Here is a 21207-nt window from a genome sequence, read left to right as displayed (position 1 = left end):
GTTGGTGCAAGCACGACAGGATTTTCATGAGCAGTTCCTCCTCCACCCGCCCCAGCATCGACTGGGCCGCGCGCGCCGCCGCCGTGCAGATCGACGGCCGCCCCGTCATCGAAGGCCGCCGGGTCGACACCCAGTCTGGCCTGCAGTTCGACTGCATCTCGCCCCTCAACGGCCGCAGCCTCGGCGCTGTGTCGCGTGGCCAGGCTGCTGACATTGACGCCGCCGTGGCCTCGGCCCGCGCGGCCTTTGACGACGGCCGCTGGGCCCGCCGCGCGCCGGCCGCGCGCAAGCGGGTGCTGCAAGCCTTCTCCGAGAAAATCCTGGCGGCCAAGGAGGAGCTGGCCCTGCTGGAGACCCTGGACATGGGCAAGCCCATCCAGTACTCGCTGGCCGTCGATGTGCCCTCCACCGCGCGCTGCATCGCCTGGTATGCCGAAGCCATCGACAAGATCTACGACGAGATCGCGCCCACAGGCCCCAATGCCCTGGCCCTGATCCAGCGCGAGGCAATGGGCGTGATCGGCGCCATCGTGCCCTGGAACTACCCCATGATCATGGCCGCCTGGAAGCTGGGGCCGGCCTTGGCGGCCGGCAACTCGGTGGTGCTCAAGCCCAGCGAGAAGTCGCCACTGACGGCGCTGCGCCTGGCCGAACTGGCACTGGACGCCGGCCTGCCGCCGGGGGTCTTCAATGTGGTGCCCGGCTACGGCCATGAGGCCGGCGAGGCCCTGGCCTTGCACATGGAGGTGGACGCGGTCGGTTTCACCGGCTCCACTCGCGTGGGCCGCAAGATGCTGGAGTACGCGGGCCGCAGCAACCTCAAACGGGTCTACAACGAGCTGGGCGGCAAGTCGGCCTTCCTGGTCTTTCCCGATTTCGACGACCTGCCGCGCGCCGCCAAAACCGTGGCCGGCAGCATGTTCTTCAACCAGGGCGAGAGCTGCAATGCCCCTTCACGCGTGCTGGTCCATGACAGCATCGCCGATGAGTTCCTGGCGCTGCTGGCCGCCGAGGCGCCCAAATACCAGGCCGGTGACCCACTGGACCCGCGCACGGTGATGGGTGCCCTGGTGGACGCCGGGCAGCTGGGCACGGTGATGGGCTATATCGAATCGGGCCGCAGCGAGGGCGCGCGTGCGGTCGTCGGCGGCGAACAGCAACGCGTCGAAACCGGCGGTTACTTCGTCGCCCCCACCATTTTTGACGGGGTGAGCCCGGGCATGAAGATCGCCCGCGAAGAGATCTTCGGCCCCGTGATGAGCGTGTTGCGTTTCAAGGATGAGGCCGAGGCCGTGCGCCTGGCCAATGACAGCCCCTACGGCCTGCAGGCCAGCGTCTGGAGCAGCCATATCGACCGCGCCCACCGCGTGGCCCGCGCCCTGCGCGCCGGCACGGTGCACGTCAACCAGTACGACGAAGACGACCTGACCGTGCCCTTCGGCGGCTACAAGCAAAGCGGCAACGGGCGGGACAAATCACTCCATGCCTTCGACAAGTACACGGAACTGAAAACGACCTGGCTGCGCATCAACCCCTGAGCAGGGCCGGAGGTCCGAGACCGAGACTCAGACCAGCACTTCCACGCAGCGCGGGTGGCCGAGGAAGTGCTCGGGGCTGGCACTGGCGCCGTAGGCACCCGACTGGAACACCACAGCCAGATCGCCGATCTCGGCCACCGGCAGGTCCATGCGGTCGGCCAGCAGGTCCAGCGGCGTGCACAACGGGCCCACGACCGAGGCGGTCTCGCGCTCAGCCACCGGCGCTGCGCCATGCTGGCGCACGATGGTGACCGGGTAGTTCTTGCGAATGACCTGGCCGAAATTGCCCGAGGCCGAGAGGTGGTGGTTCAGGCCGCCGTCGGTGACCAGATAGGTCTGCCCGCGCGAGACCTTGCGATCGACGATGCGGGTCACGTAAATGCCGGCCTCGCCGACCAGATAGCGGCCCAGCTCGATGACCAGATGCGCTTGCGGCATGTCCACCGCGGCACGCTCGACCAGCTGCTGCAGATTGACGCCGATCGGGCTCAAGTCCAGCGGCTGCTCGCCCGGGAAATAGGGAATGCCGAAGCCACCACCCAGGTTCAGGAACTTGACCGGCGATGGCGCCAGGGCCGCCAGGCGCAGGGCCAGCTCGTAGGACTTCTGCTGCGCCTCGCAGATGGACTCCGGCTTCAGGTTCTGCGAACCGGCAAACAGATGGAAGCCTTCGAAGGCCAGGCCCAGGCGGCCGATTTCGGCCAGCAGCTCGGGCATCTGCTCGGTGTCGATGCCGAATTGCTTGGGGCCGCCGCCCATCTTCATGCCCGAACCCTTGAGCTCGAAGTCGGGGTTGACACGCACGGCCACGCGGGCCGGCAGACCATAACGCTGGGACGCAGCGGCCAGCACTGGCAGCTCTCTTGCTGACTCCACATTGACCAGCACACCAGCCGCCACGGCTTGTTGGAGCTCGATGTCCCGCTTGCCGGGGCCGGCAAAGCTGATCTCGACCGGATCGGCGCCGGCATTGAGCGCCACTTGCAACTCGCCGGCCGAGGCCACGTCGATGCCGTCGACCAAACCGGCCATCCAGCCCACCACGGCGGGCAGCGGATTGGCCTTCATCGCATAGTGCAGCTTGACCTGCTTGGGCAGGGCAGCGCGCAACTGGGCCACGCGCTCACGCAACAGGCCACGGTCGTAGGCATAGAACGGAGTCTGACCCACGCGCTCGGCCAGCAGGCTCAGGCTTTGACCGCCGATCTGCAGCGAGCCGTCGGCCGCTTGCGGGAACTGGGTCATGGGGGCGTGCACCGGAGCGCGCTTGGGGGTGGGCGTGGCGTCAGACATGGTGGGTTCGGGAACGTCTTCTGGGAATGGGTGGCGGCTCAGCGGTCGATCAGCGGTCAATCAGTGGTCATTCAGGCCGAAGTCTGCTGGCGCTCGACCCAGGCGGTGGACAGCAGCTTGCGGTCGATCTTGCCGTTCGGGTTGCGCGGCAGCGGGCCGGGCTGGGCCTCGATGCCTGCGGGCACCATATAGGCGGGCATATGCAGGCGGCACTGCGCTTGCAGCGCGGCCAGGTCCAGCGCTTCCGCGCCGGCCGGCGGCGTGGCGATGACCTGGATGGCCTGGCCCAGCGTCGGGTGGTCCACGCCGAAGGCCACGCACTCGCCGACCAGCTTGGTGGCGTAAAGGATCTCTTCCACCTCGGTCGGGCTCACGCGGTAGCCCGAGGTCTTCATCATCTCGTCGCGGCGGCCAATGAAGTAGAGGAAACCTTCGGCGTCACGGCGCACGTTGTCGCCCGAGAACACGGCGTACTCGGGCAGCTGCAGACCGCCTTCGCGCCCTCCCACGCCGGCCAGCAGCAGCTTGTAGCGCTCAGCCGTTTTCTCGGCGTCGTTCCAATAGCCCAGGCCCACCAGGGCGCCGCGGTGCACCAGCTCGCCCGGCTCATCGGGCGCGCATTCGCTGCCGTCCTCGCGCAGCACCAGGATCTCGGCGTTGGGGATGGCCTTGCCGATGGAGTCGGGCCGGCGGTCCACCTCTTCCGGCGGCAGATAGGTCGAGCGGAAGGCCTCGGTCAGGCCGTACATCAGGAAGGGCTTGGCAGCCGGCACGCGCTGGCGTAGCAGATCCAAGGTTTCGCGCGGCATGCGGCCACCAGTGTTGGCGAAATAGCGCAGGTTCTCGTTGATCGCGGCCGGCCACTCCAGCTGCGAGAGCTGGATGTAGAGCGGTGGCACTGCAGTCAGGCCAGTGACCTTCTCGCGCTCCATGGCCTTGAGCACATCGCGCGGCATCAGGTAATTCAGCAGCACCACGCGCGCACCCGAGTGGAACGCCGTGGTCAGCTGGCTGAAGCCAGCATCGAAGGACAAAGGCAGCGCTGCCAGCAAGGTGTCCTGCGCATGGTTTTCCAAGTAGCTGGCCACGCTCTTGGCGCCGGCCACCATATTGCGGTGCGAGAGCACCACACCTTTGGGGCGACCGGTGGAGCCCGAGGTGTAGAGGATGGCGACGATATCGGTGTCGATGACGCGGTGGCCGGCGCAGGCCGGGGCGGCCATGAACTCGGCCCAGCTGTGCAGGCGCACGCCCTCGGGTGGCGGGGGCAGCGTGACGGCCGCGCCATCGGTCAGCACGATGTGCTTGAGGCTGCTGCCTTGCGCAAGTGTGGGTTGCAGCAAGGCGTAGCGCTCGGGCGAGGTGAGCAGCACGCTGACAGCGCAGTCGGCCATGATGAAACCGACCTGCTCGGGCTTGAGCAAGGGGTTCATGGGCACGAACACCATGCCGGCTGCCGGTGCGCCAAAGCTGCCCACCACCGTCTCGATGCGCTTGTCCAGATAAATGCCCACGCGGCTGGCGCGCGCCAGGCCCGTGCCCATCAGCCCCTGGCTGAAGGAGCGCACCTGATCGGCCAGCTCTGCATAGCGCAAATGGGTCGAGCCGGCGGTCAAGGCCAGGGCGTCGGGCGTGCGCGCGGCGCTCACCAGAATCAACTCATGCAGCAAATGGGCTTCCCGAACGGGCACGGAACTAGATTCAGTCATGCTTCACCAAGCAAATAGGCAGGCCAGAAAACAAGAGCTCAAAATGTAGCGCATGGCCCCCGGGCTGAACCCAGCCGCCCCAGTGCCGCACGCGAGCAGGCGGGAGTGTGCACGCGATTGGGCGCCGCGCTTTCGTGCCGCGCGTGAAAACTACCTCTTCCCCCCCAGGAGCAGGGGGGCTGACAGAGGGAAATCGCGCCATTTCGGCCTGATAAGATCGCGCGCCGCAACGCCACTAGCGATGCCCGCTGGCGCAATCCCCGCGCCCTACAACCGAAGCAGCCGAATGAGCACAGAAAAGCATGTCCTGAGGATTCTGGACGAGGTCCTGAGTCTGGATGGCCGCAGCGCCACCTTCACCCGCGAAACGCCTTTGCTGGGCGCCGTGCCGGAGCTCGATTCGATGGCCGTGGTCAGCCTCATCACCGGACTGGAAGAACAGCTGGGCATCGTCACCGACGACGATGAGATCGACGGCGCGACTTTCGCCACCGTCGGCTCCCTGGTGGACTTCGTCGCCGCCAAGCTGGCCGGCTGAACCACGCCTGCATGAGCGCGCCGCACGCCGTATTCCTGGATGCCCCTCATAGCGCCGACCAGCGCTATGCCTTGCTTCACCGGCCTGTGGGCCCGCTTCGCGGGCGCGTGCTCTACCTCCCGCCGTTCGCGGAGGAGATGAACAAAAGCCGGCGCATGGCCGCCCTGCAAGCGCGGGCGCTGGCCGAAGCCGGCTACGCCGTGCTGCAAATCGATTTGCAGGGCTGCGGCGACAGCGATGGCGATTTTGGCGATGCCTCCTGGCAGGGCTGGATCCAGGACTGCCTGCTCGGGGTCGAATACCTCAACACGCAAGTGGGCCGCGAGGCCCCGCTGACGCTCTGGGGTCTGCGCGCCGGCTGCCTGCTCGCGCCGGCAGTGGCCGAAGCCCTGGACGAAGCCTGCCATTTCCTCTTCTGGCAGCCGAGCACTCAAGGCAAGCTGGTGCTGCAGCAGTTCATTCGATTGAAGACGGCCGCCGCCATGATGGACGGCCAGCAAAAAGGCTTGGCGGAACAGGTCCGCCAGACCTTGACGCAAGGCGACTGCGTCGAAATCGCAGGTTATCGCCTGCCACCAGGCGTGGCGCATGGCCTTGAAACCGCCAGCCTCAAGCCACCGCCGCGCAAGCTTGACAGCCAGCCCCGCGTGGCCTGGATCGAGATTTCACGCAGCGCGACGGAGCTGAGCCCCGCCTCTCAAACCATGATCGGCCAATGGCAGAACCAGGGTTACGCCATGCGCAGCGCCTTGGCACTCGGCCCTTCCTTCTGGCAGACGACCGAGATCGAGGACGCGCCGGAGCTGTTGACCGTCACCCGAGAGCTGATGGCATGAGCACGGTGACCAGCAAGTCCTACCTTCAACAGGCACTGACCTTCACCTGTGAGGGGCAAACCCTGCAGGCGGTGCTGACCCTGCCGCCGGCAGAAGTCACAGCGCAGGCGCTGGGCGTGCTGATCGTGGTCGGGGGGCCCCAATATCGAGCGGGCAGCCATCGCCAGTTCACCCTGCTGAGCCGTGAACTGGCGCGCCAGGGCTTTCCCGTGCTGCGCTTCGACCACCGAGGCATGGGCGACAGCAGTGGCGAGCTGCATGATTTCAAACAGATCACGGCCGACATCGGCGCTGCCCTCGATGCCTTCCAGGCAGCCTACCCAGACGTGCAGCGCCTGGTGATCTGGGGCTTGTGCGATGCCGCTTCGGCCGCGCTGATGTACTGGCAGCGCCGTCGTGACACCCGTCTGGCCGGCCTTTGCCTGCTCAATCCCTGGGTGCGTTCCGAGGCGAGCCTGGCCAAGGCCACCGTCAAGCATTACTACCTGGACCGACTCAAGCAGCCGGAGTTCTGGAAGAAGCTACTCAGTGGCCGCGTTGCAGGCGCGGCTCTGCGCGATCTGCTCGGCAACCTGCGCCGTGCGCGAGCGGCAGGCGCAGCCAAGGCTGCCACGAGCCTGAGTTTTCAAGAGGAAATGGCAACCGCCTGGCGCCAGCTGAATTCGCCCTTGCTGTTGATCTTGAGCGGCCGGGACCTGACGGCCAAAGAGTTCCTGGAACATGCCCAGGCCGACGCCGGCTGGCAGGGTCTTCTCCAGGCAACTTATGTGACGCGCGCCGATCTGACCGAAGCAGACCACACCTTTTCGAACGCGGCGGCTCGCGATCAGGTGGCCCAGCTGACGGCTGACTGGCTGCGCCAGGTCTCCAGCAAGACCCCGCTCGACGCACGGGCACACCCATGAACTCGGTGCCCGAGAGTCCACCGCGGCCTGTGTTGCGTCGCTTGCGCTTCGACGCCAGCCCTTGCCGCTTCCCGCGCGCCGCCGTGCCCATGCTGGCGCCGGTTGACCGCAAGCAAATCAGTTGGTGGCGGCAAGAGGGAGTGAGGCTTGACCCGACACGCACCCAAGTCTTTCTGCGTGGCCGCTACGCATTGCTCGAGGCCTGTCGGCGCGCAGGGCTCGCGCCTGGTCGCACCTTGCTGGCCCCGAGCTACCACTGCCCGACCATGGTGGACCCGGCCCTGCGTTTGGGCGCTGACATCGCGCTCTACGCCTTGCGCCCCGATCTTGCCGTTGACTTGCCTGCGCTCCAGGCTCTGCTGCAAAGCCGAGACCTGCGCGGCGGCTGTCTACTGTTGACCCACTTCTTTGGCTTTGCCCAATCGCCCGAGCTGATGCAAGCGGTACGCGCCCTGTGCGAGACCCATCAACTCAGCTTGATCGAAGACTGCTCGCACTGCCTGGCACTGGGGCCAGGAGCACTGCCCGAAGGCATCGGCATGCACGGCGATTACGCGGTTTCCAGTCCCTACAAGTTCATCCCCGTGCCCGAGATGGGCCTGCTCTGGCCCCGCCCAGAGGGCCCGATCGCGGCAAACATCGAAACGCCCCGCCGAGGCCGCCAGGGCTGGCGACAGGTGGCTCAGTTGCTGCGCGAGCTGGCGGCAGGTCCTGCACAGGCGCCGCGCTTTGTCGAGCCCGATCCGCAGTTGACCGCTGCGGCTGCGCCGGCCCGGGAATGGGAAGAAGATTGCGTCGGCATTTCATCCCATTACCTCCCCACCGATGAAGGCAGCTACCAACTGCCCATCTCCAGCTTCATTCTGGCTCGCAGTGCCTTGGCCCCAGTGGCGGCTCGGCGGCGCGAGAACTTCCGTCGCTGGCTGAGCCTGTGCGCTGAGTTGCCCCGGCTCCGGCCCCTGCACGCAAGCCTGCCCGAAACCTGTGTGCCCTATATGTTTCCGGTGCTGCTAGAGGCGCCCGAGCTTCACTTTGCCCGACTCAAGCATGCCGGCCTGCCGATCTGGCGCTGGGATGATGAACTGGCCTCGGAATGCAGCACGGCCCGCCGCTATCGACTGGGCCTGCTGCACCTGCCCTGCCATCAAGGCTTGAGCGAAGCGCATTGGCACTGGATGAGCCGTACCTTGCATGCTTGCCTGTCGCGGCAAGGGGCCCGACCATGAGCGGCAGCTGGAGCTGTCACCCGCTTCGACATGCGCTCGGCGATTTCAGCGTGGAGTGGGATGAGCTGAACCGCCAAAGCTTCCGTGCCCACCCCATGCTCTGGAGCGGGTTCGTCAACCAATTGCTCAAGCACTTTGGAAACGGAAGCGAGTTGCTCTGCATCCGCCGCCAAGACGGCAAGGCCGATGCCATGCTGGTGCTGCGCCGCAGAGACTTCGGCACCTGGGCCACGTTTCTGCCAAGCCAGGCCCAAATCGCGCCGGCCTTGCTACCCGATCTGGCTGCGGCCCAAGACCTGCTGGCCCATCTGCCCGCTCCTGCCTGGGCCCTGGATCTGATGTGCATCGACACCGGATTCACCCAAACCGGTGGCCTCGAGGCCAACCCGCGCGCTGCCAGCCGCTCGCTTGAGCATGCCCGAACCATCGCCATTCCGATGACGGGCAGTTTCGAGAGCTACTGGGCTTCGCGGCACAAAAAACTCATCAGCAATATGCGCCGCTATGAGCGACGCACCCAGGAAGAGGGCTTGCAGCCAGATTTTCGGGTGGTCGATCAGGCGCAGGACATCGACGCGGCAGTGCTTCGTTATGCCGAGCTTGAATCACGCGGATGGAAAGGCAGCACGGGAACAGCCCTCAGCGCTGACAACCAGCAAGGCCACTTCTACCGCGAGATCATGCGAGAGTTTGCCCAGCTGGGCAAAGCGCTGGTGTTCGAGATGTGGTTCGGGGCCGATTTGGTCGCCTCGCGCCTGGTCATCCTGCGCAATGAATCGGTGGTTTTTCTCAAAACCACCTACGCCGAGGCCTATGCCAGACTTGCACCGGGAAGGATACTGCTGATGTTTGTCATTAGGAATCTGCACCAGCGCTATCCGGGGCGCCGAATTGAGTTCTACACCAATGCCGATCAGGATCTTTTGTCCTGGGGCAGCGAGTCTCGGCTCATCCTCCATTTCAGCCTGTATCGCCACGCCTTGATAGCCAGAACCTTCAGCGCCGCGCGCCAGATCAGGCGTTGCTTCACACCCAGCCTGCTCGACCCCAGCCTGCCCCAGGCAGAAGCCTCGCTGGAGTTCTACAAGCGGCCTACCGACTTCCCGGACGATGTGAAGGCCCTGATGGCCCAATCCGAACGCCAGTCTGCACAGTTCAGCTCGGATTGGTACCAGGTGCTGCTGGACACGGTGATGACGGCCGAAGACGCCCCCGGCTTTTACGTGCTGCGCCGTCAGGGCAAGGCGCTGATCGTGCTGCCGGTGCGCATGGAAATGGACTTGGCACCGCGCCATGGCCGGCTGGTGGCACTGGGCAATTACTACACCGCGTTGTACGCCCCGGTCCTGGCACCCGAGGCCCAGGTCACGGACATCACTCATTTGTTCCGCATGATCTTGGCCGAACGACCCGAGATCTACGCCATGTACTTCGCGCCGCTCGATCGCGACTCGGATGCCTACCGCATGCTGGGCGAAGGCATGCGCCAGGCTGGACTCAAGACTCACCCATATTTTTGCTTTGGCAATTGGTTCCAGACCATCACGATCAGCGGTGATGCCTTTGTGGATCAGCTGAGCACCAGTCTGCGCGGCACAGTCCGACGCATGCGCAAGAAGCTGCTGCAAGAACAAGGGCGGCTTGAGGTGATCACTGACCCAGCCGACCTCGAGCGCGGCCTGGAGGCCTTTGCCTCGGTCTATGCGCGCAGCTGGAAGAAGCCCGAGCCCTACCCTGATTTCATCCCGAACCTGATGCGCCGTTGTGCCCAGCGCGGTTGGCTGCGCCTCGGCCTGGCCTGGCATGGCGACACCCCGATTGCCGCCCAGCTGTGGCTGTCGTCCCATGGTCGTGCCGACATCTACAAGGTGGCATACGACGAAGAGTACAAGCGCTTTGCGCCCGGCAGTGTTCTGACCGCCGAGGTCATGAAGCATGTGATCGACATCGACCAGGTCAAGGAAGTCGACTACCTGATTGGCGACGACCCCTACAAGAAGCGCTGGCTCAGTCAGCGGCGCGAACGTTGGGGTTGGGTGGCCTACAACCCGAAGACCTGGCCCGGTCTCAAGCTCCATGTACGAGATCGCCTGGCCACGTGGCTGCGCCCCTGGCTGGCGCGCCTGCAACAGGCCTGGCAAAGACTACGCAAAGCTCCGGAAGATGCTGCAACGCAGACGACCAACCTCCCTGACAATGCTTGAATGCCCGCCATGCCCTCATCCAGCGTCACCCCACACCGCCGCCCTCACCGCGTTTTGATGGTCGCTACGCTCTTGTGCCTGACGCTCCAGGCACCCGCGCACAGCGCAGAGCAAGGCAACTTCACGGCCGGAGAAATCGCCCTGCTGCCCGATTTTTGCCAAGACCGCCTGAATTACCCGGTCTACTCCTTTTCCCATCCCAAATGGGCGTACTGGGGCGCGCGGATGGGCGAGACCTTCAAGCATGTGCACCACTACTGCTGGGCCTTGGTCAGCCTGCGACGCGCCAGCATGACACCCAACAAGGAAAAACGTGCCCACTTGGTGACGACCGCGCTCAACGACCTGGAGTACGTCATCAACAATGCCTCGGCCGACTTCCGCCTGAAGCCTGAGGTGTACGCACGCATCGGCGACGCCGCTTTGCAGTTGGAGAACTTCAGCAAGGCCTTTGACGCCTACGACAACGCACGCCAGATCAAGCCAGGCTACCCGCCGGCCTACACCGGCTGGGCAGAGGTGCTGGTCAAGGCGGGCCAGAAGGATGCGGCACGCGAATTGATCGAAGAAGGGTTGCGCCACGCTCCGGATGCCCCGGAGTTGCGCAACTTCTACCGTCGCCTGGGCGGTGATCCGTCCAAGGTGACCCCCTACCCATCCCCAGCGGCGGCCTCGTCCGCGACGGCCGCCGATGCCACTGCCTCCGCGCCCAGCGGCTCTGCCAGCGACGCTGGTCGCAGCCGCTGACGTCGCCCATGGCCATGTCTGCCCACGAGATTGCGTTTTCCCGATGACCACTGTCCGTCGCTCCCTGGCTTACTCACTGGCCGACAACTATCTGGGCGTGGTGCTGCAATTGCTGAGCACCCTGGTCATTTCCCGGCTCTTGAATCCGACTGAGATCGGCATCTTTGCCGTCGCTGCGGTGCTGTCCAGCCTGGCCTCCACATTTCGGGACTTCGGCGTGGCTGAGTACCTGATCCAGGAGAAAGAGCTGACCGCGGACAAGATCCGGGCCTCGCTGGCAGCCAACATCGGCGTGTCTTGGCTGATGGCCGCTTTGCTTTTCTTCGGCAGCAGCTGGGTCGGAGAGTTCTATCGCCAAGACGGAGTGACCGACGTTTTGCGGGTGCTTTCGCTGAATTTTCTGTTGGTGCCTTTTGGCGCCGTGACCATGGCCTGCTTCCGGCGCGACATGAACTACCGGCCGATCTTCCTGGTCAATATCAGCGCCAATATCGTCGGTTTCATCGTGGTCATGGCCTGTGCGCTGGGCGGCCTGGGCTATATGAGCATGGCCTGGTCCTCGCTGGCCTCCATCGTCTGGACCGTGGCTTTGGCCAACTTCATGCGACCAGCCAGCATGCCCCGTTGGCCAGGGCTCAAGGGCATCGGCGAGGTCATCCGATTTGGCAAACAGGCCACGGGCATCTACTTGTTCTCACAAGCCGGCCGCAGCGCGCCGGAGGCCGTGATCGGACGCGTGCTCGATATGGCGGCCGTGGCCTTCTACAGCCGGGCCAATGGCTTGATGGAAATTTTCAACCGCACGGTCTTGCGCGCGGTCATGCCGATTTGCCTGCCCTACTTCGCCCGCGCGGCCCGCGCCGGCGAAGATGCCAAGACCGGCTATATCAAGGCCCTGGCCCTGTTGACCGGCATCGGCTGGCCCTTTTTTCTTTTCATCGGCTTGCTGGCCTATTCGGCCATACGCATTCTTTACGGTTCGCAATGGCTGGACAGTGTGCCGCTGGCGCAAATCCTGTGCCTGGTGGCCGCAGCCGAACTGCCCTACTACCTGGCCGGTGAAATGCTGATTGCCCAAGGCCGCATCGACCTGGCGACCAAGCTGCAATTCGCCACTCAATGTTTCCGACTGGCCGCCTTGGCCTTGGTGATTCCATTCGGTCTGGTGGGAGCCTGCTGGGGTTTGCTGCTTGCCGCCTTGGCCACTGGCGCGCTGTCGCATGCCCTTTTGCACAAGATCGTTGGTTTCCGACTTCAACACCTGTTTGAAGCTTGCCGCAGCAGCGCCATGGTGGCGGTGCTGAGCTTCATTCCCGCATGGCTGCTGCTGCAGGCCGTGCCTTTGAATGCGGACAACTTCGTGCGCCTGCTGCTGGCCGCAGCAGGCCTGTCCGTCCCGGTCTGGCTGCTGGCGATTCGCGCGTTCAAACACCCGCTATGGCTCGAATTCAGCACGCTGGGAGGGGCATTGGCCCAGAAACTCAAGCTGAGAAAGCACGCTGCCTGATGAGCTCGACCGCCCGTGCCGCCGCTGCACCGACACGCCTGGACCAGGTCGACGCCCTGCGCGGCCTGGCCGCACTGGCGGTGGTGTTCTTTCACTACACCACCCAGCATCAAAAGCTGTTTACGCCAGCCACCGCGGCAAGCTTTTCAGTGCCATGGGGTCATCTGGGCGTCAATCTGTTCTTCATCATCAGCGGCTTCGTCATCTTCATGACTCTGGACCGTTGCCGTCAGCCCATGGATTTCGTGGTCTCGCGCTTCAGCCGCTTGTTCCCGTCCTATTGGCTGGCGATTGCCCTGACATTCACTGTGGTCAGCATCTTCGGCTTGCCCGGCAAAGAGGTCAGCGCCTGGCAGGCCGCGGCCAATGTCGTCATGTTGCACGGCTTCGCCCACATTCCGCATGTCGACGGCGTCTACTGGACGCTAGAGGTGGAGATGTTGTTCTACATCGCCATGTTCACCTTGTACCGGGTCGGACAGTTGTCAGCCGTGCACCGGGCCATCGCAGTGCTGCTTTCGATCAAGCTGGTGTACCTGGCATGCGCGCAGTTCCTGAGCATCGATCTGCCCTGGATCCTTCATCGCGCCCTGTTCCTGGGCACGGCGCCTTGGTTTGCGCTGGGCATCTGCGTGCGCCAGCTGACCCAACTGGCTGAACCGACGACAACTCCTGCACCGGCCCTGAAGCGCAGCATTGCCATTTCGGTGCTGCTGGCCCTGCTGACCATCGCCTGGGGCGAAGGTTGGCACATGGCTGTGCTGGCCGCCAGTTTGACGCTGGTGGTCCATGCAGCGGCCTTGGGGCGCTTGCCCATGTTGCGCCTGCGTCTGCTGGGCTGGCTGGGCGCCATTTCCTATCCGCTCTATCTGCTGCACGAGAACATCGGTTGGGTGTTGATGAACCAGTTGCTCGCCCGCGGCATGCCCATCGATGTGGTCGTGGCCCTGGCCCTGCTCTTCAGCCTAGCATTGGCCCACCTGATCACCCAATGGGTTGAGCGCCCAGCCATGGCCGCCATTCGGCGCCGCTGGGCGCAAAGGCAGCAAGGGCACACGGCCTCACCTCGCTCCGTCTGAATTTGCACTTGAAGCCCTCAACCGTTGACCTCGCGGTCGAACAAGGCGCGCGGGACATCCAGAACTCGCGGCCTCGCCGGCGCAAATCCATGTGGGCCGCTGGTCTGCTGATCCTCCTGGCCCTGATCGCCCTGTGCGCCAGCTTAGCTCTTCAATGGCTGAAGCAAAGCCGGCGTGACGCTTGGCTGAACAGCGAACTGATGGGTCGGGCACAGCCAGCAGCCCACAGCCGACCTTGTGATGACGATCTCGGCGGCACGATGGCAGCTCCGCTCAAGCTGTTGATTCTTGGGCAATCCAATGCCGGCAACCATGGTCCGCAGCCCACCCGTCAAGCCTTGCTGCCACGCTGGGTGCAAGTCCAACACGGCTCACAATGCCTGTGGACCCAAGACCCCTTGCCAGGCGCCAGCGGCGATGGTCGCAGCATTTGGAGTCGCCTGCCGCAAGCCCTGCAACAACAAGGCTTGATGCGAACGCCCCAATTGGCGGTGATGGCGGTGCAATCCACCACCATCGAAGACTGGAGCCGTCCCAGCAGTCCTCTGAATCGGGCCTTGCAGCAGGAGCTTCACGCGCTGAAAGCGGCCGGCTGGGCCCCTGATCTGGTGCTCTGGCAACAAGGCGAAGCCGATGCCTTGGCGGGCACGACAAGCACCAACTATCAGCATGCCTGGCAACGGCTGCTCACCCAGTTGCAGAACGCGGGGATTCAAGCACCGGTCTTGCTGGCCCGCTCCACCCACTGCGAGTTCGATCCCAAGGCGAGCGCTGCCAGCCGGCGCGCGGATGAGGGTCCGGTGGCGATCCGTGCGGCACTGCTGGCCTTGAGCAAAGCCCACGCCCAACTGCGCCTGGGACCGGATACAGACACATTGACCGACATCTCGCTGCGACGGGATGGCTGCCACTTTTCGGGCGCTGGCCAAGAGGCTGCGGCACAGCTCTGGGCCGAGTCCATTGCCGAAGCTCTCAAACACTGAGGCGTAGCCCGCAAGCGCTTAACCTCACGCCAACGCATCGAGCCCCGTGAACACGCCAAGCACGTACCTCGCTCGCCCGCCTGAATTGGACAAGCCCCCCATGGAATCACGCCTGCCACGCCGGGAGTTTGTGCAGTCCCTCCTCGGCCTGGGCGCGGCGCCCGTCCTCGGTACCGGGCTCACGGCTTGCGGTGGTGGCGGTGGCGGTGGCGGTGGCGGCGGCGATGGCAATGCAGTGCCAAGCCCGGCGCCGCCACCACCACTTCAGATCAAGGGCGCGACCTGGTCGCCCACACGCGATGCCGATGGTCGCGTTCTCGCCAGCGACTGGGCCCAGCTGCCGACGATGCGGTGGTTCTTCGTCAGCGACGCCGTCCTGGACCGCGTGATCGAGACCCCACGCTACCCGAAGGCCAAGGCCAGCAGCGGGGATGCCAGCCCGAACATCGTGGCCGCCTGGGGCGGAGCAGCCTGGGACCATCAGAACCAGATCATGTACATCAGCGGCGGCGGCCATGGCGACACCCATGAATGCGAGACCGGCATCTATGCCTTGAATGCGGCACAGATGCAGTTCAGGCGCGTCGTCAATCGCGCGCCGCTCGACATGGTGCAAAGCTGGGATTTCAGCCAAGGTGAAATCGTGCCTCGTTCCTCGGGCAACGCGACCAATATGCCGCTGCGCAACGGAGTTCCCGCCGCCATCCACAGCTACGACGGTCTGGTGTGGATTCCTCCGGGGCTGCCCGGCGCAGGAGCCAACGCAGGCGGCTTGTTCTGCCCTGGCAACGCGCGAGCCATCGTCAACCTGGACTCGGGCCAGTACTCCATCGCACATTGGTTCAATCCCACACGGGACAGCGCGAACTGGTCCTACTGCACGGCCTTTCTGGACGGCGGCGCCATCTACGGGCCGCACGACAGCTTTGCCCATTTCAGATTTGAACTGGCGGCCAGCGAGGCGACCGATTGGAGCACCCAGAGCTTGGGGCGCCTGAGCTTCAATGCCATCAGCTCCAGCACCGCCTTGCCCTATGCCAACCGGAGCTGGACCTTGTTGCGCGAGCGACGCGAACAGGTCTGCCTGTTTGGCGATGCACGCGGCATCCGAGTGCGCCATGGTCAGGCTCTGGACGCGCAAGCCAGCAACTGGACCACCTACCATGAGCCGTTGAGTCTGAGCTCCAGCGACGGTTCACACCTGGACTTCAACCCCAGCACACTCGCAGACGACGGAGCTCTGGCCAATGCCGGCATGCACTACGACCACAGCCGAGCCTGCATCTGGGTGCAAAGCAATGCGAAGGACGGCGGCCTCTATCGAATTGACGGTCTCGAAGGCCGGAATTGGCGCGTCAGCCGGCAAGCCGGGCCGGCCGCCTTGCTCGGCCATCAGCACGGCACCTGGGGTCGTTTTCGCATCGCACGCTTGGCCGGCGCTGATGTAGCCATTCGACTGAGCAGCACCACCGAAGCCCTGCAAGTATTGCGCCTGAGCTGACAGTCCCAACCGGGCGACGCGGCGCAGCAAGGGGGAAGCCCCCCCTTGCCTGCGCAAGGCTCAAGCTCAGGCCGCGCTGCGCGGCCCGATGTACTCCCGCGCAATCACGACCGAGTTCATTCGGAAGTGCATATCTGCGGCGGCAGCTTCGGTACCACCGTGGTACCAGTCGAGCCAGAAGCCCTGGACGCCCATCTCAGGGTGGCAGCGCCAACGCAAGTTGGTGCGCTCCCAGGCCAGCACGCCATCCACCCAGACCCGGTACTGGCCGTCGCGGTTGGCGACACCATTGCCCAGTTCGTCGTAAGGACCGCTGATGGTGTTCATGACGATCTCATGTTCGATCGAGAACCAGCGCTCCTTGCTCAAGACCACGCCCGGCCAGTAGCAATCCTCGCCAAAGGCCGAGGCCTGGTCGAGGTGATACATGTAGTTGGCCATGGTGAACAGGCCGTCGTAGGGATTGCCGTCCTTGCTGGCCATGCCGCCGAGGCCGCGCATGGAGCAGCCCTCATAGGTCCAGCCACCGGTGCTTTTGTTTGCAACTTTGCGGCCCGTACCGGGCGAGCCACCGTTGCCGGTGGTGGACTGCCAATAGCCATTGCCTGCCGTGTTCCACCAACCGAAGCGGCCATCCCAACCGGGCATCTTGTTGGCCTGCAAGGTCGAGCCCCAGTCCTTTTCCAGGTAGACCATGTAACGGGCAAACAGCCGGGTCTCGACACCAGTGGGCACGCCCTTGGCGCCGCCGCTGACCACATTGCGCTGCAAGTCACCGCCTTTCAACATGCCTTTGGCGATCACGCCACGAACATAGGTCCCGGTGGCCGGCGACTCTTGCACCTGGCTGAAGCCAGGCGACATGTCTCCGGCCTGCCAACGCGTGCGATCGAGTACGGAGAAATCGCTGGCGAACAAAACCGAGCCATGTTTCTCGATGCCTTGATCACCGGGATACTTGGCAGCAATCCCGGGCTGCGCCGTGCCACTGCCGCCACCGATCCGGAACGTGGGGGGATTCAGCTCAAAGGCGTAAATGCTGCCCGGATACTTGAGTTCCAGGCAATACAACTTGATGGTGGCCTTGCTCACTTGACCGCTCACCCCACTCAAATCAAATTGAAGCGCCGCAAACCAATTGGTCTTGGACACTTCGAATTTGCTGCGGGTGTTCTTGCTAGCGGAAGAAGATGGGCTCCAAGCCGCATTGCAAATACAGGGAAGCACATAAGTGCCGGTATCGGTCACAACTTCGAGCACGGGTTTCAAACTGGCATCGCTGTGGTCTCGCCCAGCGAAATGGAATGACCAGTCCTGGTTGGTGCGCAAATAGAAGCCGCGATTCGCGCCCTGCGCCATCCAGCGCTTGACCAAAGCAGCCGCATCGAGCTGAACCCAGCCTACGGCGACACTGGCCGTGGCATAGGGCTCGCCGCCCTGGGCCACTTGTTTGGCATCCAGCCAATCGCCGACACGGAAGTTCAACCAGCCCAGCTTGAGGCGCTCGCTCCAGTAAGTATTGTTGGGGCCGCTGCCACCATCGTAGGAAAGGAACTGAGGCAGTTCACCCGGTGCAGGTGCTGGCACAGGAGCAGGCGTCGGGGCCGGCTTGGGCTCAGGAGCCGGCGCTGGCACCGGCGCAGGTGTCGGGGCGGGCGTCGGCGATGGTGCGGGGCTGGGCGCAGGGATCGGGGCCGGCGCAGGTGCTGGCGCGGGCTTAGGCGCCACATCAGCCTCCCCACCCCCGCCGCCACCGCAAGCACTCAGCGACAAACCGCCCAAGGCAGCCAGAGATGATCGCAGGAACAGGCGACGGTCTTCCGCGCTCCGTTCATCGGCGCTTCGATCTTCGGCCGAACCCATCAGTTCTGAGTCGGCCCTGCTCACGACACCGAGGTCACTCACAATTTCAATCACTGGCTTCAAATCAATGCTTTCCCTTGAGCGTGCAGACGCACATTTTTCCCCAGACGCCCTGATTGAGGTGTTGAGTATCCAAGGGCGCCCACTATAGTCACGCCTTTCGGCCGAAACACAGCCGCGCTCACACTCTTTTTGTCACCAATGGAAACAACTGCCCATTCGCTTCAGCCCATTGTGCTCGGCCAGCCCCGTTTCAAGAACTCCAGCGTTCAGGCCGCACACCAAGCGACCGGTTTGGCCTCGGCATGGTTGCTTGCGTTGAAGCAGGGCCCGGCCACGGCCGCGAAAGAGGCTGAAGGTGACTTCGCTGTGGCATTGCGCACCGAGCAAGGCCAGGTCTTCATGGCCCAGGACCGATTCGCAACCTACAGCCTGTGCTACCGGGTGGTGGACGGCCAGTTGCACTTTGCCGAACGGGCCGATACCCTGGCCGATGAGGCCTGCGAACTCGACCCGCAGGCCCTGTTTGACTATCTGTACTTTCACTGCATTCCCTCGCCCCGCACCATTTACAAAGGCATCTATCGCCTGCCGCCCGGGCACTACGCCTGGTTCGATCAGGGTCGGCTGGAGGTCAAGCCGTTCTGGCAGCCCGAGTTCAACGAAAACAAGTCACTGAACTTTGAGGCTGGCAAGCAGGAATTCCTGCGTCTGCTGCAGCAATCGGTGCAGCGCCAGTTTGATGGCAGCAAGGCTGCCTGTTTCCTGAGCGGCGGCACCGACAGCTCGACCGTGGCCGGCATGCTGATGCGCGCCAGCCCCTCGGGCGCCGCCAGCTACTCCATCGGCTTTGATGCCGAGGGCTATGACGAGATGGAGTACGCCCGCCTCGCGGCGCGCCATTTCGGCACCGAGCATCACGAGTATTACGTCACCCCGGACGATCTCGTGCGCAGCATCCCGGCCATGGCCGCCCATCTGGACCAGCCTTTCGGCAATTCCTCGGTGCTGCCCGCCTTCTACTGCGCCAAGATGGCCAAGGACGACGGTGTGACCCGCCTGCTCGCCGGCGACGGCGGCGACGAGCTGTACGGGGGTAATTCGCGTTATGCCACCCAGCGCCTGTTCGGTTTTTACGAGCAGGTGCCCAGCATCCTGCGATCCGGCCTGATCGAGCCCATCGTGGGCAACAGCGCCTTGAGCCGCATCCCCCTGGTGCGCAAAGGCGGCAGCTATGTGCGCCAGGCCAAGCAGCCCATGCCCGACCGCCTGCGCAACTACAACCTGATTACTCGTGTCGGCCCGGAGCAGGTGCTCAGCCCGGCCCTGCTGGCCCAGCTGGACCTGAACGCACCGCTGGAACACCAGCGCCAGACCTGGCGCGCCACCCCGCAGCCCTGCAGCGAATTGAACCGCGAACTGGCCTACGACTGGCGCTACACCCTCGGCGAAAGCGACCTGCCCAAAGTGCGAGCTGCCACCAGCTTGGCCGGGGTGTCGGTGGGCTTCCCCATGCTCGACCAAGGCTTGCTGGATTTCTCCCTGCAGCTGCCCAGCAACTTCAAGCTGCGGGGCCAGAAGCTGCGCTGGTTCTTCAAGGAAGCCCTGCGCGGCTTCCTGCCGGATGAAATCATCACCAAGCGCAAGCAGGGGTTTGGCCTGCCCTTCGGCGTCTGGACGGTCAAGAACCCCGGACTTCAAAAGCTGGCGCGTCGCTCGCTGGACGCCCTGGTCGAGCGTGGTCTGGTGCGCGCCGACTACATCCACACCCTGCTCAACGAGCAGTTGCCGGCCTACCCGGGCTACTACGGCGAGATGGTCTGGATCCTGATGATGCTGGAACAATGGCTGGAGCAGCACAAGCCCAACTACCGCCTCAGTGCGCCCTGAGCTTGCGGGCCTGAGCCGAACTTGAAGAACCCCGCACGCGCCCCGGGCGCCTGGCCACTGCCATGAGAGACATCATCATCACCGCGATCATCCTGGGCCTGTTGCCCATGGTGATCAAGCGTCCCTGGACCGGCACCGTGGTGTGGGTCTGGCTGGCCATGATGATCCCCTACCGCTTGGCCTATGGCTTCGCGCGCGGCTTGCCCTTCGCCATGATTGTGGCGATCTGCACCTTGATCGGTATCGTCGCGATGCGGCCCAAGATGGCCTGGCCCAAGAGCAGCGTCAAAACGGTCTATCTGCTTTTCATCGCCTGGATGTTCGTCACCTCGATCTTTGCGCTGAACAGCTCGGCGCTGGTGATGGAACAGCTGATCACGGTGCTCAAGATCCACTTCATGGTCATGCTGGCGATTGCGCTCATCCACGAGCGCAAGCAGCTGGAGGTGCTGGTCTGGACCTTGGTGGGCTCGCTGGCTTTCTACGGGGTCAAAGGCGGAATCTTCACCATCACCAGTGGCGGCAGCGGCCGTGTCTGGGGCCCATCGGGCGGCATCATCGAGGGCAACAACGAGATCGGCGTGGCCCTGGTCATCATCCTGCCCCTGCTGTTCTACCTGTACCAAATCACCGAACGCCGCTGGCTGCGCCGCGGCCTGTTGTTCTCGGGCCTGATCAGCATTTTGTGCGTGCTAGGCACCCAGTCACGCGGAGCCTTGCTGGCCATCGTGACCATGGCCTGCATGCTGGGCCTGAAGAGTCGCCGGCCCGTGTTGACCTTGATGGGCATCGGCGTGGTACTCACCATCGCCATCATCTTCATGCCCGACAGCTGGAACCAGCGCATGAACACCATCCAGGACTTCAAGGCCGACGGCTCCGCCATGTCGCGCCTCTACACCTGGACCACCTTGTGGAATTGCGCCCTCGATCGCCCCTTTGTCGGCGCTGGTTTCCGCACCGACAACCCGCTGGTGTTCCGGCTCTACGGTCCCGCCATGGAAGTGGGAGGTTATGACTTCGCAGGTGGGCAGGTGCTGGTGGCCCACAGCATCTACTTCCAGGCCCTGGGTGAGCACGGCTTCCCGGGCCTGGCCTTGTTTCTGCTGCTCGGCGTGGTGACTTGGGTTCGTGCCAGTGGCGTGTCTACTGCCGCGTCGAAGATTCCGGAGTTGCAGTCCTGGATGCCTCTGCTGATGCGCATGACCCAGGCCAGCTTGCTCGGGTTTGCCGTCGGCGGGGCTTTCCTGACTCTGGTGCACTTCGACCTGCCCTACTACCTGTGCGCCATTGTCATGATGGCCGACCACATGGTGAAGAAGGCCCTGGCGCAGGCGCCGGAACCCGCAAGCGCCACAACGGCCGGCAACCTGTCCGGCCGTTGAACG

At 64.2% G+C, this 21207-nt stretch carries 16 protein-coding genes; 13 read left to right on the top strand and 3 right to left on the bottom strand.

Going from position 1 to position 21207, the window contains the following annotated elements:
- The first annotated feature begins 26 nt into the window (after positions 1–26).
- Complete coding sequence (locus OOB33_RS15545; RefSeq protein WP_271009343.1) at positions 27–1538, top strand: aldehyde dehydrogenase; 1512 nt, start codon at positions 27–29, stop codon at positions 1536–1538.
- 27 nt (positions 1539–1565) lie between these two features.
- Here the strand turns inward: OOB33_RS15545 and OOB33_RS15540 are convergent, their stop codons facing one another.
- Together OOB33_RS15540 and OOB33_RS15535 are read right to left on the bottom strand one after the other, a co-directional pair.
- The gene (locus OOB33_RS15540; RefSeq protein WP_102770262.1) at positions 1566–2831 is read right to left on the bottom strand and encodes a pyridoxal-dependent decarboxylase, exosortase A system-associated; all 1266 of its coding nucleotides are present in this window, start codon (positions 2829–2831) and stop codon (positions 1566–1568) included.
- A gap of 71 nt (positions 2832–2902) precedes the next feature.
- A complete protein-coding gene (locus OOB33_RS15535) occupies positions 2903–4540 on the bottom strand; it encodes an acyl-CoA ligase (AMP-forming), exosortase A system-associated (RefSeq protein ID WP_271009342.1) in 1638 nt (545 codons plus the stop codon).
- Positions 4541–4826: 286 nt separating this feature from the next.
- Between OOB33_RS15535 and OOB33_RS15530 the strand changes: the two genes are divergently transcribed.
- The 10 genes from OOB33_RS15530 to OOB33_RS15485 all read left to right on the top strand — a co-directional run bounded on the left by OOB33_RS15530 (position 4827) and on the right by OOB33_RS15485 (position 16066).
- A complete protein-coding gene (locus OOB33_RS15530) occupies positions 4827–5078 on the top strand; it encodes an acyl carrier protein (protein WP_102770260.1) in 252 nt (83 codons plus the stop codon).
- Between the two features lie 11 nt (positions 5079–5089).
- On the top strand, positions 5090–5914 hold the full coding sequence (locus OOB33_RS15525) for a hydrolase 2, exosortase A system-associated (protein WP_102770259.1): 825 nt from the start codon (positions 5090–5092) through the stop codon (positions 5912–5914).
- Complete coding sequence (locus OOB33_RS15520; RefSeq protein ID WP_271009341.1) at positions 5911–6819, top strand: hydrolase 1, exosortase A system-associated; 909 nt, start codon at positions 5911–5913, stop codon at positions 6817–6819. The genes OOB33_RS15525 and OOB33_RS15520 overlap by 4 nt, the downstream gene beginning before the upstream one ends.
- Positions 6816–8045 (top strand): DegT/DnrJ/EryC1/StrS family aminotransferase, encoded by a 1230-nt coding sequence (locus OOB33_RS15515; RefSeq protein WP_271009340.1) that lies wholly within the window; start codon positions 6816–6818, stop codon positions 8043–8045. Before OOB33_RS15520 ends, OOB33_RS15515 begins: the two co-directional genes overlap by 4 nt.
- A complete protein-coding gene (locus tag OOB33_RS15510) occupies positions 8042–10249 on the top strand; it encodes a GNAT family N-acetyltransferase (protein WP_271009339.1) in 2208 nt (735 codons plus the stop codon). The genes OOB33_RS15515 and OOB33_RS15510 overlap by 4 nt, the downstream gene beginning before the upstream one ends.
- A complete protein-coding gene (locus tag OOB33_RS15505; RefSeq protein WP_102770256.1) occupies positions 10250–10996 on the top strand; it encodes a tetratricopeptide repeat protein in 747 nt (248 codons plus the stop codon). It begins immediately after the preceding gene.
- A 43-nt stretch (positions 10997–11039) separates the two neighbouring features.
- Complete coding sequence (locus OOB33_RS15500; protein ID WP_165794747.1) at positions 11040–12503, top strand: lipopolysaccharide biosynthesis protein; 1464 nt, start codon at positions 11040–11042, stop codon at positions 12501–12503.
- Entirely contained in the window at positions 12503–13582 is a 1080-nt protein-coding gene (locus OOB33_RS15495) for an acyltransferase family protein (protein ID WP_271009338.1), read from the top strand. Before OOB33_RS15500 ends, OOB33_RS15495 begins: the two co-directional genes overlap by 1 nt.
- An 89-nt stretch (positions 13583–13671) precedes the next feature.
- Positions 13672–14565, top strand: a complete 894-nt coding sequence (locus OOB33_RS15490) for a sialate O-acetylesterase (RefSeq protein WP_271009337.1) — start codon at positions 13672–13674, stop codon at positions 14563–14565.
- Between the two features lie 100 nt (positions 14566–14665).
- Complete coding sequence (locus OOB33_RS15485; protein WP_271009336.1) at positions 14666–16066, top strand: hypothetical protein; 1401 nt, start codon at positions 14666–14668, stop codon at positions 16064–16066.
- Between the two features lie 66 nt (positions 16067–16132).
- Here OOB33_RS15485 and OOB33_RS15480 read toward each other — a convergent pair whose 3' ends face one another.
- Positions 16133–17653: a hypothetical protein gene (locus OOB33_RS15480; protein ID WP_207796059.1), complete on the bottom strand. Its 1521-nt coding sequence runs from the start codon at positions 17651–17653 to the stop codon at positions 16133–16135.
- 645 nt (positions 17654–18298) lie between these two features.
- On the opposite strand from OOB33_RS15480, the gene OOB33_RS15475 reads away from it, so the two are divergent.
- Positions 18299–19819 carry an asparagine synthetase B family protein gene (locus tag OOB33_RS15475; RefSeq protein WP_271009335.1) on the top strand — a complete coding sequence of 507 codons (1521 nt, stop codon included), beginning with the start codon at positions 18299–18301 and terminating at the stop codon, positions 19817–19819.
- A gap of 62 nt (positions 19820–19881) precedes the next feature.
- Positions 19882–21204, top strand: a complete 1323-nt coding sequence (locus tag OOB33_RS15470) for a putative O-glycosylation ligase, exosortase A system-associated (protein ID WP_102770250.1) — start codon at positions 19882–19884, stop codon at positions 21202–21204.
- Positions 21205–21207: the final 3 nt, after the last annotated feature.

This window comes from Paucibacter sp. B51 (assembly GCF_027863535.1).
Classification (GTDB): domain Bacteria; phylum Pseudomonadota; class Gammaproteobacteria; order Burkholderiales; family Burkholderiaceae_C; genus Paucibacter_A; species Paucibacter_A aquatilis.
This window is presented reverse-complemented; position numbering and strand designations above follow the sequence as displayed.